We start from the raw sequence: 15,070 nt of genomic DNA on the forward strand, positions 1-15,070 counted from the left end.
TCACGAGACGATCGATGCGGATAGCCGTACTGCCTGCCACAAGAACCGCAGCCGGCCCGAGTAGCGGCGGCGCGTCTCAGGCAAAGCGCAGTCAGGAGCAGCTTCTGTCATGGTCTCTGTCCAATGAGGATGCGGCGGAGCACTCGTGGCTCAGGCTGTTTCAGAGGAGCCAACCGCTTAGTAGTGGTAGCGCGTCTGGAGGACCACCAGGTCGTCGCCGTCGACGAGGTAAACGAGCCGGTGCTCCTCGGTAATGCGTCGCGACCACGCCCCCTGCGCGCCATACTTGAGCTGCTCGGGCTTCCCGATGCCGGCGAACGGCTCCCGCAGACAAGCGTCGATGAGCGCGTTGATCCGCTTGAGGATCCGCCGGTCGGCCTTCTGCCAGTGCTTGTAGTCCTCCCAGGCGGACGGGTCCCAGACCAGGCGCACTCAGTCCTCCCGGTCGAGCTCGTGCGTTTCGGTCCTGCCCGCGGTGGCGCGCTCGTAGGCATCGAGCAGCCGGCGGGCGTTGGCGGGCGAGCGGAACAGGTAGGCAGTCTCCTGCCACGCCGCATACTCGTCCGCGGGCATGAGGACGGCGTTTCCCTTGCGGGAGACGATCTCGATGGCCTCCCGGTCGTCGTTCACACGCTCAATGAGCGGGAACAAGGTTTTGCGGGCCTCGCTGGCACTGATGGACATGGGACCATCCCCTTCATATCAATAAGTTGTACCCCTTTATGGTACCACTCGCAGAAACGGATGGGGCGCTTGGCTGGCCGGGAAGTTCAGTGCGGCCGGCATGATCCTCCTCAACGCGTCCGGGTACTTCGTGGGCGCTCTCGTCCCCTTCCAGCGCGGGAAAAATCGAGGGGCCCGACTCCTGAGAGACGGACCCCATCTGACCTGCATGGTCGCCATACCAGCGACGTGGTGATACGTCAGCCGCTATACGTTGAATCTGAATTCCACGACGTCGCCGTCGGCCATTACATAGTCCTTGCCCTCGATCCGGACCTGGCCGCGGGACTTGGCTTCCGCCATCGAACCGGCATCGACGAGGTCGGCGAAGGAAACGACTTCCGCCTTGATGAAGCCCCGCTGGAAGTCGGTGTGGATGACGCCTGCCGCCTGCGGGGCCGTGTCGCCCTGATTGATGGTCCAGGCGCGCGCTTCCTTCGGACCGGCGGTGAGGTAGGTCTGGAGTCCAAGGGTGTGGAAGCCGACGCGGGCCAGCTGATCCAGTCCGGATTCCTCCTGGCCGTTCATCTCCAGCATCTCGCGTGCTTCTTCCGGATCCAGCTCCACCAGATCCTGCTCCAGCTTCGCATCGAGGAAAACAGCGTCGGCAGGAGCCACCAGTTCCCGCAGTTCGGCCTGCCGCTCGGCACTGCCCAAAATCGCGTCGTCGACATTGAAAACGTAAATGAACGGCTTGGCCGTCAGCAGGCTCAGCTCGCGGAGGTGTTCCATGTCCAGCTTGTCGCTGTCCACCGACGCGAAAATCGTATCGCCGCGCTCCAGGACCGACTTGGCCTTCTCCAGCGCCTCAAGCTTGGCCGGCTCGGTGCGCTTGATCTTGACTTCCTTCTCCACCCGCGGAATGGCCTTTTCCACAGTCTGGAGGTCGGCGAGGATCAGCTCAGTGTTGATCGTCTCCATGTCCGACGCCGGATCGACCTTGCCATCAACGTGGACGACGTCGTCGTCATCAAAGACCCGGACCACCTGGGCAATAGCCTGCGCCTCGCGGATGTTCGCCAGGAACTGGTTGCCGAGACCCTCACCCTCGGAAGCACCCTTGACGATCCCGGCGATGTCCACGAAGGAGACGGTGGCCGGCAGCAGTTTGGCGGAGTTGAAGATTTCCGCCAGCTTGTCCAGGCGCGAGTCAGGAAGGCTGACGACGCCGACATTCGGCTCGATCGTCGCGAATGGGTAGTTCGCTGCGACCACCTGACTGCGGGTCAGAGCGTTGAAAAGAGTTGATTTGCCGACGTTGGGCAGTCCGACGATGCCAATAGTTAAAGCCACGGTGATCAATACTAGCGTTTCAGGCTGGACGACGGCGAAGCGGCCAGTCTTCACAATACTGTCGGAGCCGGATGCGACAGTTGAATCATGAACGGATTTGAGATTCTACTGGTCGTCCTGATGCTGCTTATTGGTGCGCTTGCAGGAGCAGGTACGACGGCGGTCCTCTACCGCAGGAGGGTCAGCGGCCTGGAAACAGAGCTCGACGATGTCAGCCACCGTCTGGGCGAAGCGCGCACCCAATTGGCGGCGGCGGAGGCTGAACGCAGGCTCCTGACCTCGCAGAATGCGCAGTTGGCAGCGCAGGGGCAGCAGGACAGTTCCGTGCTGAAGGCGCTGGCGCCGGTGGCGGAAAAGCTCAACCACATGCAGTCACAGGTGAGTGTCCTGGAACGCGACCGGGTGGAACAGTTTGGCCAGCTGGCTCAGCAGCTGAAGGACGCCAAGAGCGCCGACGAACAACTGTTGCTGACCACGCAATCGCTGTCGTCGGCTCTCCGCTCCAACAGCGCACGCGGACGTTGGGGTGAAGTTCAGCTGCACCGGGTCGTCGAAGCCGCCGGCATGCTCCCCTACGTCGACTTCACCGAACAGGTGCATAACGTGACGGCGGATGCGGTAACCCGGCCTGACATGGTCATCCGGCTGCCCGGCGACAAGGAGATAGTGGTCGATGCGAAGGTCCCGCTGTCCTCTTACCTGAAGGCTCATGAGATTTCCGCTTCAGCCAGCGAGACGGACCAGGCCCGGCGGAAGAACCTCTTGGCACAGCATGCCAAGGCCGTCCGGGCGCATGTCGATACTCTCGCGCAGAAAAAGTACTGGGATGGTTGCACAAACAGCCCTGAACTCGTGGTCTGCTTCATTCCGGTGGAGTCGTTCCTCGCCTCGGCGCTGGATGCGGATCCGGAACTGCTCGAGTACTCATTCCGTAAGAACGTTGCACTCGCCTCACCGGTGTCCCTGCTCGCCATGCTGAAAGCCGTGGCGTTCACCTGGCGCCAGGATGTGCTGACCGACAACGCCAAGGAACTGTTCGAGTTGTCCCGCCAGCTCTACGACCGGCTCGGGACCATGGGAGACCACGTCACGAAGCTCGGTTCATCATTGAAATCATCCGTGGAGCGCTATAACTCCTTTGTGGGCACGTTGGAGTCGAGGGTGTTCCCCACGGCCCGGCGGATCAACGCGATCGACCCGTCCACCTTCACGGAAAACGCGCAGAAGGCACCTCCACTGGAGTCAACGCCGCGGCTGCTCGGAGCTCCGGAGTTGCTGGAGTACCAGGACAGGCAGGAACGCCGTCGTCTGGATGCAGACGATGAAGAGCGAAGCGCCTAAGGACGTGGCGGGCCAAAGGTGCCGCAGTCACCGCGGACCCTTCAGTCGCCTGTTACCTATGAGGTGGGACGGGAACCGTTTCCGCCGAGGCCGCGTGACGAGTCCCCGGCGGCCTTCAGTGTTGCCCTGAGTTCCTTGGGCAGGGAGAAGATGATGTCCTCTTCGGCAGTGACGACCTCTTCGACGTCGCCATAGCCATAGTCGGATAACAAGTCCAGAACCTCGCGGACCAGGACCTCCGGTACCGATGCCCCGGATGTCACTCCCACCGTCTGGATGCCTTCGAACCACGTTTCGTCGATCTCGTTGGCGAAGTCCACCCGGTGGGAGGCCTTGGCACCGTATTCGAGGGCGACCTCCACAAGGCGGACAGAGTTGGACGAGTTGGCCGAACCAACCACCAGGACCAGGTCTGCTTCCGGGGCAATCTTCTTGATGGCCACCTGCCGGTTCGATGTGGCATAGCAAATGTCGTCGCTGGGCGGATCCTGCAGGGTCGGAAAACGATCACGCAGCAGGCGCACCGTCTCCATGGTTTCGTCCACACTGAGCGTGGTCTGGGAGAGCCAAATGACCTTCTCGGGGTCGCGGACCTCCACCTTGTCCACATCTTCAGGACCGTTCACGATCTGAATGTGCTCGGGGGCTTCACCGAACGTTCCCTCTACTTCTTCATGCCCATCGTGGCCGATCAGAAGGATATCGAATTCGTTCTTGGCGAAGCGGACTGCCTCACGGTGGACCTTCGTCACCAGTGGGCAGGTAGCGTCAATCGTTTGCAGGCCGCGGTCGGCAGCGGACTGGGTGACAGCCGGCGAGACGCCGTGGGCGGAAAACACCACCGTGGCTCCCTCAGGCACCTCGTCGGTTTCCTCGACAAAGATGACTCCCTGTTCCTCGAGGGTGGAGACCACATGCAGGTTATGGACGATCTGCTTCCGTACGTAGACCGGCGGGCCGTAGTGTTCCAACGCCTTTTCCACCGCGATCACGGCACGATCGACGCCGGCGCAATAACCGCGCGGCGCTGCCAGCAGGACCTTCCGGGGGCCGTCCACGGGTGCGGCAGCGGCCACCTCCTCGGGGGTGCGCCGCTTGCGCGGGATCATGGGCATAGGTACAGAGACCGCCGTGCTAGTCATCTTTCCATGATAAAGGGTCCGCCTAATCGAAACTTCAAGTTCGGCTCCCGGCGAAGATGCGTGCGATCAGACCCACCAACATCATGATGATGCCCGCTCCAACCCCGGCGATGATCCAGGCGTTAAAGCTCGATTCGGCGGTCGAGACAAAGAAATCCTTAAACAGGTCTGCCAAGGCATTTTCATCCGGCGAAGCGCTCACCTGCCGCACCGCGAACTCCATTCCCAGTTTCCATAATCCGGCCGACAGCGCAACGCCGAAACCTATCAGGAGCAAGGTGGTGGACCGCCGTCGTGCGATTGCCATGGCAAGTACAAAAGCGACGCCGGAAGCTGCGGCAAAAGGAACGGCGAGACCGGCGTAGTTCTCAATAAACTGAATTGCCCGCCCCTGGTCCGACTGGCCAAATCCAACCAGCACCTGCGGCGGAACCGGAATGTCCGTACCGATTGCCTGGGCCGCATCCTCTGTCACTAGAGTCACCAAGGGCGCTATATCGAGTGTGATGGCGCCGCCGCCCTGGGCTTCGGGCGGCTGGGCCTCAGTTGTGAAGGTCAATTCATGACTGAGCCGCAGCGTTTCATTCCACGCCTCTTGATACTCCGGATGATCAGTCAACGACTCCGCGGCACCCTCAACGAGCGGCCGGACCAACTCTGCCAAGCCAGGGGCAAAGTCGGCGTCGGCAATCACAGTCTCAGCCGTTGCATCCACCAATTGGGACTGGAACTGTGGATCAGAACCGAGCGGAGCGGCCAGTTCGATGAATCCCTCCTCCTGTACGACGTGCTGGTCCAGCCACAGCGCCGGCACCGCCACGCAGATGAGAACGACGGCGGCAATGCCGGCGAATGCCGAGAAGAGAGTACGCACGGATTGGACCGCCTTCAGGGTTGAGTTATGCACATTATGCCGGTGCACCAGTCTACTGAGCGGAAACTGTGGGCACGAAGTGATAAGTCTTTAACCATGACGGAGATCGGGATGGTGCCCAGCGGCCCCTCAGGAGCGGGCCCCAGCACCCTGCCCGGGACCGCGATGGAGACGTCGGCGGACCGTCCCTGGCCGTTGCGCCTGCTGTCGGAAAAGCTCAAGGTCCATATCGAACGTGCACCGGCGGTCTGGGTGGAGGGCCAGATAGTCCAGCTCAACCGCCGCGGAAACGTTTGCTATGTCACGCTCCGCGACACGGATGCAGAGATCTCGCTGTCGCTGACCATATTCGGTTCCACCCTCGACCGCATGGCCATGCCGCTTGAAAGCGGCTCACGCGTGGTAGCCCAAGTCAAACCGGACTTCTGGATGAAAACCGGCCGCTTGTCGATGCAGACCCGGGATATCCGCCCCGTCGGACTGGGAGACTTACTGGCGCGCATCGAAATGCTGCGCAAGGCACTTTCGGCGGAGGGACTCTTTGCGGAGGCCCGGAAACGTGCGCTGCCGGTGTTGCCGCACCGGATTGGCTTAATTACCGGACGGGATTCGGACGCCAAAAAGGACGTTCTGCGCAATGCCGCCCTGCGGTGGCCGGCGGTGGAGTTCGAGATACGGGAGGTGGCAGTCCAGGGAGTCAACGCCATCTCGCAAGTGTGCCGGGCGCTGAAGGAGCTTGACGGCAGGGATGACATCGACGTCATCGTCATCGCGCGGGGCGGTGGTTCAATGGAGGACCTGCTGCCCTTCAGCAGCGAGGACCTTATCCGTGCGGTATCGGCGGCCGGAACGCCGGTCGTCAGCGCCATCGGGCATGAGGCCGACCGGCCGCTTCTTGATGAGGTCGCCGATGTGCGCGCCTCAACTCCGACAGATGCCGCCAAGCGCATCGTTCCGGACGTCGCCGAGGAAATGCACCGCATCCACCAATGCCGTGGACGGATGGAACACATCATCACCCAGCTCGTCTCGCGCGAGTCGGACCGGCTTGCCGCCACCCGAACGCGGCCCGTACTGGCCAACCCGGAGGGCATGATTACTGTCCGACACGAGGAACTCGAGCGATTGCAGGCCAGGACCTTCGGTGCCATCTCATCAGAAGTGCGCCGCGGCCACGACCGGCTGCAGCACCTGCGCGCACAGGTGCGTTCACTCTCGCCTCAGAAGACCTTGGACCGGGGCTATGCTGTGGTCCAGCTCGACGACGGCTCGGTGCTCCGGCGCGCCGTGGACGCCCCCGATGGTAGCGGTCTGCGGATCAGGGTCGCTGAGGGCGAGCTGCATGCCGAGGCACGTCAGTCCAGTTCATCCCAAAGTAGAAACGAGTCCGCAGAATGAGCAATCCGGTTCCCGAGACGGCCGACGTCGCCGAGCTGTCATACGAGCAGGCGCGCGAAGAACTCGTCGCAGTCGTCAGCAAACTGGAGACCGGCGGGGCAACGCTCGAGGAATCCCTTGCCCTGTGGGAACGCGGCGAGGCCCTCGCGCAACGGTGCGAGCAGTGGTTGGAAGGCGCCCGCAAACGGTTGGAAGCCGCACGGCAGGAAAAGGGAGAGAAGGAAGAAGCAGTCGAAGAAAGCTAAAACCAGGAGTCAGCCCTCCCGCTACGGCTTGTATCCGTCCAGGAATTCGGCGATCCGGCCCACGGCATCTTCAATATCCGGCACATTCGGCAGCGTGACCAGCCGGAAATGGTCCGGGTCCTTCCAGTTGAAGGCCGTTCCGTGGGATATCAGGATCCGTTGTTCCGTCAGCAGGTCGAGGGCGAATTTCTCATCGCTCTCGATCGGATACATCTCAGGATCGAGCTTGGGGAACAGGTACAGCGCCCCCGCGGCCAGCTCGCAGCTCACCCCGGGAATGTCATTGAGCAGCTTGTAAGCCATATTGCGTTGCTCGAGCAGCCGTCCGCCGGGAAGGATCAGGTCGTTAATCGACTGGTGTCCGCCCAGCGCCGTCTGGATGGCATGCTGCGCCGGAACGTTTGCACACAGGCGCATGCTGGCCAACAGGTTAATGCCCTCGATGTAGTTGGCGGCGGACTTCTTGGGGCCGGTGATGGCCAGCCAGCCGCTGCGGAAACCTGCCACCCGGTACGCCTTGGACAGTCCGCTGAAGGTCAGGCAGAGGACATCATCGGCCACGGTGGCGGTATTGACGTGTTCATGGCCGTCGTAGAGGATCTTTTCGTAGATTTCATCCGAGAACAGAATGAGTCCGTTCTTCCGCGCCAATTCGGCGATTTGCTCCACGATCTGCTTGGGGTAAACCGCACCAGTGGGGTTATTCGGGTTGATCAGCACAATGCCCTTGGTCCGGCTGGTGATCTTGGACGCCAGATCCTCCACGTCCGGCCACCAGTGTGATTCCTCGTCACACAGGTAATGGACCGGATTCCCTCCGGCCAGGCTCACCGATGCCGTCCAGAGCGGATAGTCGGGACTGGGGATCAGCACCTCATCGCCGTTGTTGAGCAGCGCTTGCAGCGACATGGTGATCAGTTCACTGACGCCGTTGCCGAGGTACACGTCATCGACATCCAGGCCTTCCAGCCCGCGGCCCTGGTAGTACTGTACGACGGCGGTCCGCGCTGAGTAGATGCCACGGGAGTCGCTGTAGCCCTGCGCGTAGGGCAGGTTCCGGATGATGTCCATCAGTATCGCGTCCGGCGCTTCAAACCCGAACGGGGCGGGGTTGCCGATGTTGAGTTTCAGTATGCGGTGACCTTCGGCTTCCATCCGCTGCGCGTGCTGCAGGAGCGGTCCGCGGATATCGTAGAGCACATTCTGGAGCTTGTCGGACTGCTTGAACTCTGCCATATCAAAAGCATGCCATAAGGCGGCTTACGAGAGAGGCCACGCAGGCGTGTCAACCGGCGTGGCCTCTCTGATCCCAATCCAACAGTGGTGGAACTGCTATTCCGTAAAGCCGTTTTCCTCCAGCCAGCCTTGCGCCGCGGCTTCGGGGCTGCGCTTCTGGTCCCCGCTGACCTGACGGTTGAGGTTGATCAGGTCTTCAGTCGTCAACTCCGCCGAAACTGAATTGAGAACGTCGTGTGCTTCCTCCCCCACACGTTCTTCGCTGATCAGGGGCAGCACCTGCTGGGCGATGAAGTTATTCTCCGGGTCCTCCAGCACAACCAAACCGTTGTCTTCGATGGCCGGCGTGGTGGTGAAGATGTCTGCAACCTGGATATCGTTCTCGATCAGCGCCTGCACGGTCACGGCCCCGCCGCCGTCGTTCAGTGGTTCAAACGACTTGAACTCGCAGCCATACGTCTCTTTGAGACCCTTCAGCCCGTAGGCCCGGTCGGCGAACTCGGGCGGAGCACCCAGGACGAGTTCGTCGCAGACATCGCCAATATCGGCCAGGCTCGTCAGGTCGTACTTTTCGGAAGTCGCCTGCGTGATCACCATGGCGTCCTTGTTTTCAGCTTCCGAAGGCTCCAGCACGGCCAGGCCTTCCGGCGTCGCCTCGGGCAAGGCCTGCATGATCTCCTCGGCGGATTCCGCTTCTGCCTCCGGGTTGAAGAACAGCAGCAGGTTGCCGCTGTAGTCCGGCACCAGGTCGACAGAACCGTCCTGGACGGCACCAACATAAATCTCACGTGACCCGATGGCAGGCTGGGTCTCCGCCTCGATGCCGGCAGCGTTGAGTGCGCCGGCATAGATTTCGGCAATGATCTCGCTTTCGGGGAATGCCGCCGAACCAACGACCAGCGGCTCACCCGAACCGGAACCGGCAGAACCGGACGGCTCAGAGTTGGACAGCGGATCTTCACCGGCGCCGCAGGCGCTCAGCATCAGCGCCAGGGACATCCCGGCCACAAGCCCCGTTCCAGCACGTCCAAAACGTCTCTGGGTATTCCTCATGAATTTCCTCCTTGTGTACCGGCCGCGGTTGCGCCGCTGCCTGACTTCCCTATATCCGCCGGACTAACGGGTTTCAATCCGCGCGGAATGATCGAACGCTGGACAGCAGCCAGAACGCCATCCACCACAATAGCCAACGCCGCAATCAAGAGTGCGCCGGCGAACATTTGGACATAGTCCCTGACCGCAACGCCATCGATCAGGTAGCGGCCCAATCCGCCAAGGTTCAGGTACGCGACTACCGCGACTGTGGCGATGATCTGCAATACGGCGGTGCGGAATCCGCCGACCACGACGGTCAGCCCGTTGGGCACTTCCACGCGGAAAAGCACCTGCGACTCCTTCATCCCCATGCTGCGGGCAGCATCGACGGTGTCCGGGTTGACCGAGGCAATGCCTGCGTAAGTTCCGGCCAGCAACGGCGGGATGGCTAGGATCACCAGTGCCAGCAGTGGCGGCACGAGCCCGATTCCCATCAGTACGGCGAACAGGACCAGTAGTCCTAGGGTGGGCAATGCGCGCAAGGCACCGGCCACGGCGACGACGGCGACTCTCCCCCGGCCGGTATGCCCGACATAGAGTCCGATCGGGACGGCGACCAGCGCGGCGGCCAGCAGTGTGATGCCGGTGTACTGCAGATGCTCCACGGTGCGCCAGAGGATCCCCTGGTCGCCGGTCCAGCTGGCCGGATCGGCAAAGAAGTAGAAGGTCTGCACGAAGATGTTGCTGCTTTCGGCTGCTTCACCGGATCCGGTCTGCAGCGGAGCGGCGATCACTGCTGCACCGTCCCTGTCCCGCCGGCCGCCGTCGTTCCATCTGCTGTGGCGAGTGACTGGGCATATTCAGCGTCGGACGCGGGCGGTGCGCCTTTCGCAGCCCGGATCCACGGAGTCAGCATTTTTTCGATCAGCACCAGCAGCAGGTCCATCAGCACCGCGAGGATCAGCGTGATGACGATGCCGGTCATGATTTCGGTGATGAAGCGCCGCTGCATGCCGTTGATGAAGTAGTACCCGAGGTTGGGGATGCCGATCACGGCGCCGACACTGACCAGGGAGATATTGCTGACCGAGACGACCCGCAGTCCGGCGAACAGCACCGGAACGGACAGCGGAAGGTCGACCGCGAAGAACCGGCGCAGGGGTTTGTAGCCCATCGCCGTGGCCGACTGCCGGACGCCGTCGTCGACCGAATTCAGGGCGTCCACCATGGACCGGGCAAGCAGCGCGACGGCATACAGCGTCAGCGCGACAATCACATTGATCAGATCGATAATCCCCGTCCCCAGGATCACCGGCAGCATCACGAACAACGCCAGGGAAGGAACGGTATACATGATGGAGCTGCCGGAGAGGATGAACCCGCCAAGCGCCCTGTTCTGCATGGCCAGCTGTCCCACGGGAATGGCGATAATCAGCCCGAACACCAGTGGAAGTATCGACTGGTAGAGGTGCAACCCCGTGTAGTGCAGGATCTCCTCATAGTTGGTGAATACCCAATCCATCAGGCCGTGCCGTTCCGCGAATTCCGGGAGATCCGGGCCTGCTCAATATTGGCCAGCACTTCGGCAGGCTTGACGACGCCGGCAACCCGGCCGCCGTCGTCGACAGCCACTCCAAGACCCGATGGAGAGGATAAGGCCGCGTCCAGTGCGCTGCGGAGCGAATCGCCGACCCGGTAGAGCGAACCGCCTGGGATCAGCTCGGAAGCGTCCTGCAGCGGCGGCGAACCGGCGGCCATCCAGCCAACCGGGCGGCCGCCGTCGTCGCTGACCAGGGTCCATTCGCGGCCGGCGTTGCCCTCGGGCAGCTGGTTCACCGCGCGGGTGGTGATGGGATGGACGCGGACCTGTCCGCCGTTGCTGAACCCCAGGTGCCGGAATCCTCGGTCACGGCCCACGAAGCCGGCGACGAAATCGTCGACCGGGGCGCGGAGGATCTCCTCCGCGGTGGCGTACTGCGCCAGCCGGCCACCGACGGCGAAAACGGCCACCTTGTCCCCAAGGATGGTCGCCTCGTCGATGTCATGCGTGACAAAAACGATGGTCTTGGCCAGATCCTTCTGCAGCCTTAGCAGTTCGGCCTGCAGCTCGGCACGGACCACCGGATCGACGGCGCTGAACGGCTCATCCATCAGCAGTACGGGCGGGTCGGCGGCCAGCGCCCGTGCCACTCCGACACGTTGCTGCTGCCCACCCGAAAGCTGGGAGGGATAGCGCTTGGCCATCGATGCAGGCAGTCCCACGACCTCGAGGAGCTCGATGCCCCGCTGGCGCGCTTCCTTCCGGCTCTTGCCATTCAGCCGCGGCACCGTGGCGATGTTGTCCACGACGGTCCGGTGCGGCATCAGCCCGGCCGACTGCATGACATATCCCATCGAACGGCGCAGCTGCGCGGCCGGACTGGTGGAGCTGTCCTGCCCGTCCACCCGGATGGTTCCCGACGTCGGCTCAACCATGCGGTTGATCATCCGCAGCGACGTCGTCTTTCCGCAGCCGGATGGGCCGACGAAGACCGTGATGGCACCGCGGTCGATGTCCATGCTCAGATTATCGACGGCGGGCTGGTCCGCGTGGAACTGTTTGGTCACCGAGTCGAATTCGATCATCGGCTTCCGGTTTTGGCGCCCTGAAGGACGCACGGCGCCATCGACCTCGGCGTCATGCGTTTCTGTCATCGAGCCTCACCTTTCCTGCGGTACACAGCCGTCAGACCATATTCGTTCCCCAGAACCGGATGGCTTGGTGGAAACCCTCATGAGTACTCTATTGAAGTAGTGCGGCTCCGTCCACGAAAAATGACGCCGCGTCGCCGGATCGCAACTTAACCACGCGGGGAGGGGTGCCGTCTGGCCTTCGCCTGAGCCTTGACGATCTTGGACCATTCCCGCCCGTACTGCCGCTTCGCGACTTCGTCATGCTGGCGGTCCAGCCTCGCCAGTTCACGCTGGAGTTTCAGGTAGCTTTTCCACCTCCGGGGCTCCAACGTTCCTGCTGCGAGCGCGGCCTGGACAGCGCATTCCGGTTCGGGCCCGTGCCTGCAGTCCTGGAACCTGCACTCGGCGAAGAGCTCCTCAATGTCCCCGAAGACGGCTTCCATCCCCGTATCCGATTCCCACAAGGCAAAGCCACGCACGCCGGGTGTGTCCATCAGGACGGCGCCGTTGGACAGCGGGATCAGCTCCCGGGCGGTAGTGGTGTGCTTGCCGCGGCCATCGACGGCGCGGACATCCCCGGTGTCCTGCAGGTGCCGGCCGGCGAGAGCGTTGATCAGGGTCGATTTGCCGGCGCCGGAGGGCCCCAGCAGCACCAGGGTCTGGCCCGGAATCACACGCAGCAACAGTTCCTCCAGGCCGTCGCCAGACTCTGCCGACGTGGTTACCACGTCGACGCCGGCGGCCTGGTCGATCACCTGGCCCACGACGTCGTCGTTCCCATTGGAAAGATCCGCCTTTGTGAGGATCACCAGCGGCGTGCCGCCGGAGTCCCAGGCCGCGACCAGCGTCCGTTCGAGCCGGTTGTGCGAAATCGGCCGGTCGATGGGCACCACGACGCCGACGACGTCGATATTGGCCGCCAGTACCTGTGCGCCTGAGAGCGGATCGTGTGCCTTTTTCCTGGCCAGCAGGGAGGAACGTTCCAGAACGGCGGCGATGACCCGCTCGTTTTCGCTGTTGGTGCCGAGCTGGACCCAGTCTCCGGTGGCGCACTGTTCGTCGAGGCTGGGAAACGCTACGTGCAGCGGTCCTTCGGCGGTTGCCAACAGGATGCGGTTTTTATCCACCCGGACGACCCGGGCGGGGCGTGGTTGTTCAAAATTCGATTGGAAAAGCTGCTCGATGCGGTCGGTATAGCCGTAGGGAGCCAAAGGTGTTTGCACTGTTAAACCTCATGGTGAGGCCTCACGCGCGAAGATTGGTTTTCAGGCCGGAAAGCGCGCTGAGGCAGATTGGGTGGCAGATGTGCCGGAATGGGATGAAGTCAGGTGAAAGACAGTCATCACTACCCACCTCCTCAGCTGTGCGGAATCACGTAGGTTTTAGAGTACGCTACCGATTGGGGAATGCCAAGGGCTTTGGTGTTCTGCGGACACTTGGAATCCGGAGGTACTTGTGGCGGCTGAAGTGATCGACCAACCACGCATGGTGGCGCTCTATGACGAGTTCAATGCAGGTACGTGGGACACGGATTTCTACGCAGGCTTCATTGGCGAAAGACCACACCGGGTAGCGGATGTCGGTTGTGGAACCGGATCCTTTGCCGTCCGTCTCGCCCGCGCCGGTCATAACGTTGTGGGAGTGGACCCGTCAGCGGAAATGCTCCACTTCGCGCGCTCAAGGCCGGGCGCGGACCTGGTTCGCTGGATCGACGGCGACGCGACAAGCCTGCCGGACGAAGCCTTTGATTCCGCAATCATGAGCGGACACGCCTTCCAGAATCTACTGTCGGACGAACAGATCCTCGAAACCCTGACCGTGGTGCGAAAGAGGCTCGTCCCGGGCGGGCGGTTCATGTTCGAATCCCGGAATCCGGCCAGGAAGGCGTGGACGAATTGGCACAGCGCCGACGGCGACCCGGACGTTCAGCAGACCTCCGCCGGCCGGATTGAAGTCACCTGGAAATTACTGGACGTGGACAGCGAGCTGGTCACGTTCGGAACCAGCACCCGCTTTGACTCGGACGGAGCCGAAATAGCCGAACAATGCACGCTGAGGTTCATAGCGCCCTCACGCCTTTCCGGGCTGCTCACAGAAGCCGGCTACGACAACGTCCAGTGGTATGGGAACTGGGACGGAGCACCATTCGAACCGGCATCGAGTCCTGAAATCATCGTCGTGGCTGCCTAGCCTGCTCGAGCAACCTCAACACGCCGTAGACGGGATCGCGGTCGAGAAAGCGTACTTCTTCCAACCCGTGCCGGCCCAGATGATGTGCCAGCCTCGCCTGCAGGAGCGCTTGATGCACGGCCAGTCCCCCGCCGCCCACCACCGGTCCGTTTAATTCCAACTGGTCCGCGACATCGGCGACCAGCGCGCCGAGGTGAGCGGCGGCGTCGTCGACTATTTCATTGCTTGCCTGATGACCGGCGCTGGCGGCGTCGAAAACAAGTCTGGACTGGGCCGCCAGATAGTGTCTGTCCGGAGAATTGTGGAAGTGGGCGATCAGCCCTTCGGGGGCGGCGACGTCCGCCGCCTCCAACAGTGCATGTGTCAGGCTGTCCGGCTGCTGTCCCCGGTTGAACTGCCGCAGGGCGTGCCGGACGGCTTCGCGGCCAATCCAGTAACCGCTGCCCTCGTCGCCGAGCACATAGCCCCACCCGCCGGATCTCGCTGTGCGTCCCGTGCCGTCTGTACCCCACGCGACGGAACCGGTCCCCGCAATCAACGCTATGCCGGTAGTTGCACCGCCGGCAGCCAGAATGAGCCGGGTGTCGTGAATGGCGTCGATCCGGGCGCCTGGCACAAAAGGTTGGATGAGGCTGGCCAGGTGGCGGGCGTCGTCGTCCGTGTCCACCCCACCTGCGCCGGCAATAATGTGCCCGACGCCGTCAGTGCCGAGGTCGGCGAAGATCCGTGCCAGGGCTTCGCCTGCCTGTACGGCACTGACGTTCTGGACGTTGGCGCTGGCCGCGGTCGCCTCGGCAACGACCTTTCCAGCGCTGATCCGGATGCCGTGGGTCTTGGAGCCGCCGATGTCGAGACCGATGACGTCGCGTTCTGTCCTGTCGTTTCCGTCGGCAACCATGGAACCAGCCTACCGATGCCGC

At 62.5% G+C, this 15,070-nt stretch carries 16 protein-coding genes; 4 read left to right on the top strand and 12 right to left on the bottom strand.

Translation table 11 applies throughout. The features are described from left to right. Positions 1-177: 177 nt before the first annotated feature. The 3 genes from ACX80B_RS12230 to ychF form a co-directional block, all read right to left on the bottom strand. Positions 178-432, bottom strand: coding sequence for a Txe/YoeB family addiction module toxin (locus tag ACX80B_RS12230; RefSeq protein ID WP_459296469.1), 255 nt, complete (start codon positions 430-432; stop codon positions 178-180). Next, the gene (locus tag ACX80B_RS12235) at positions 433-684 is read right to left on the bottom strand and encodes a type II toxin-antitoxin system Phd/YefM family antitoxin (RefSeq protein ID WP_459296471.1); all 252 of its coding nucleotides are present in this window, start codon (positions 682-684) and stop codon (positions 433-435) included. A 246-nt stretch (positions 685-930) separates the two neighbouring features. Then, positions 931-2,016, bottom strand: coding sequence for a redox-regulated ATPase YchF (ychF, locus tag ACX80B_RS12240; protein ID WP_459296473.1), 1,086 nt, complete (start codon positions 2,014-2,016; stop codon positions 931-933). Positions 2,017-2,103: 87 nt separating this feature from the next. Here ychF and ACX80B_RS12245 point away from each other — a divergent pair, with 87 nt between their 5' ends. Further along, positions 2,104-3,357 (top strand): DNA recombination protein RmuC, encoded by a 1,254-nt coding sequence (locus ACX80B_RS12245; RefSeq protein ID WP_459296475.1) that lies wholly within the window; start codon positions 2,104-2,106, stop codon positions 3,355-3,357. A gap of 56 nt (positions 3,358-3,413) precedes the next feature. On the opposite strand, the gene ACX80B_RS12250 is transcribed toward ACX80B_RS12245, so the two are convergent. Further along, positions 3,414-4,499 (bottom strand): 4-hydroxy-3-methylbut-2-enyl diphosphate reductase, encoded by a 1,086-nt coding sequence (locus tag ACX80B_RS12250; RefSeq protein ID WP_459296477.1) that lies wholly within the window; start codon positions 4,497-4,499, stop codon positions 3,414-3,416. 34 nt (positions 4,500-4,533) lie between these two features. Then, positions 4,534-5,373, bottom strand: coding sequence for a hypothetical protein (locus ACX80B_RS12255; protein ID WP_459296479.1), 840 nt, complete (start codon positions 5,371-5,373; stop codon positions 4,534-4,536). A 96-nt stretch (positions 5,374-5,469) separates the two neighbouring features. On the opposite strand from ACX80B_RS12255, the gene xseA reads away from it, so the two are divergent. Continuing rightward, on the top strand, positions 5,470-6,771 hold the full coding sequence (xseA, locus tag ACX80B_RS12260; RefSeq protein WP_459296481.1) for an exodeoxyribonuclease VII large subunit: 1,302 nt from the start codon (positions 5,470-5,472) through the stop codon (positions 6,769-6,771). After that, positions 6,768-7,016 carry an exodeoxyribonuclease VII small subunit gene (locus ACX80B_RS12265; RefSeq protein WP_459296483.1) on the top strand — a complete coding sequence of 83 codons (249 nt, stop codon included), beginning with the start codon at positions 6,768-6,770 and terminating at the stop codon, positions 7,014-7,016. Before xseA ends, ACX80B_RS12265 begins: the two co-directional genes overlap by 4 nt. A 21-nt stretch (positions 7,017-7,037) precedes the next feature. Here the strand turns inward: ACX80B_RS12265 and ACX80B_RS12270 are convergent, their stop codons facing one another. The 6 genes from ACX80B_RS12270 to rsgA all read right to left on the bottom strand — a co-directional run bounded on the left by ACX80B_RS12270 (position 7,038) and on the right by rsgA (position 13,183). Next, the gene (locus tag ACX80B_RS12270) at positions 7,038-8,252 is read right to left on the bottom strand and encodes a pyridoxal phosphate-dependent aminotransferase (protein ID WP_459296485.1); all 1,215 of its coding nucleotides are present in this window, start codon (positions 8,250-8,252) and stop codon (positions 7,038-7,040) included. 96 nt (positions 8,253-8,348) lie between these two features. Then, positions 8,349-9,305 carry an ABC transporter substrate-binding protein gene (locus ACX80B_RS12275; protein ID WP_459296487.1) on the bottom strand — a complete coding sequence of 319 codons (957 nt, stop codon included), beginning with the start codon at positions 9,303-9,305 and terminating at the stop codon, positions 8,349-8,351. Further along, positions 9,302-10,081 carry an ABC transporter permease gene (locus ACX80B_RS12280; RefSeq protein ID WP_459296489.1) on the bottom strand — a complete coding sequence of 260 codons (780 nt, stop codon included), beginning with the start codon at positions 10,079-10,081 and terminating at the stop codon, positions 9,302-9,304. Before ACX80B_RS12280 ends, ACX80B_RS12275 begins: the two co-directional genes overlap by 4 nt. Then, positions 10,078-10,809 (bottom strand): ABC transporter permease, encoded by a 732-nt coding sequence (locus tag ACX80B_RS12285; RefSeq protein ID WP_459296491.1) that lies wholly within the window; start codon positions 10,807-10,809, stop codon positions 10,078-10,080. The genes ACX80B_RS12280 and ACX80B_RS12285 overlap by 4 nt, the downstream gene beginning before the upstream one ends. After that, positions 10,809-11,912, bottom strand: a complete 1,104-nt coding sequence (locus ACX80B_RS12290; RefSeq protein WP_459296745.1) for an ABC transporter ATP-binding protein — start codon at positions 11,910-11,912, stop codon at positions 10,809-10,811. The genes ACX80B_RS12285 and ACX80B_RS12290 overlap by 1 nt, the downstream gene beginning before the upstream one ends. A 215-nt stretch (positions 11,913-12,127) precedes the next feature. Next, positions 12,128-13,183: a ribosome small subunit-dependent GTPase A gene (gene rsgA, locus ACX80B_RS12295; RefSeq protein ID WP_459296493.1), complete on the bottom strand. Its 1,056-nt coding sequence runs from the start codon at positions 13,181-13,183 to the stop codon at positions 12,128-12,130. A 244-nt stretch (positions 13,184-13,427) separates the two neighbouring features. On the opposite strand from rsgA, the gene ACX80B_RS12300 reads away from it, so the two are divergent. Next, entirely contained in the window at positions 13,428-14,150 is a 723-nt protein-coding gene (locus tag ACX80B_RS12300; protein ID WP_459296495.1) for a class I SAM-dependent methyltransferase, read from the top strand. On the opposite strand, the gene ACX80B_RS12305 is transcribed toward ACX80B_RS12300, so the two are convergent. Continuing rightward, a complete protein-coding gene (locus ACX80B_RS12305) occupies positions 14,131-15,048 on the bottom strand; it encodes an N-acetylglucosamine kinase (protein WP_459296497.1) in 918 nt (305 codons plus the stop codon). The genes ACX80B_RS12300 and ACX80B_RS12305 overlap by 20 nt on opposite strands. Positions 15,049-15,070 lie beyond the last annotated feature (22 nt).

This window comes from Arthrobacter monumenti (genome assembly GCF_054511255.1).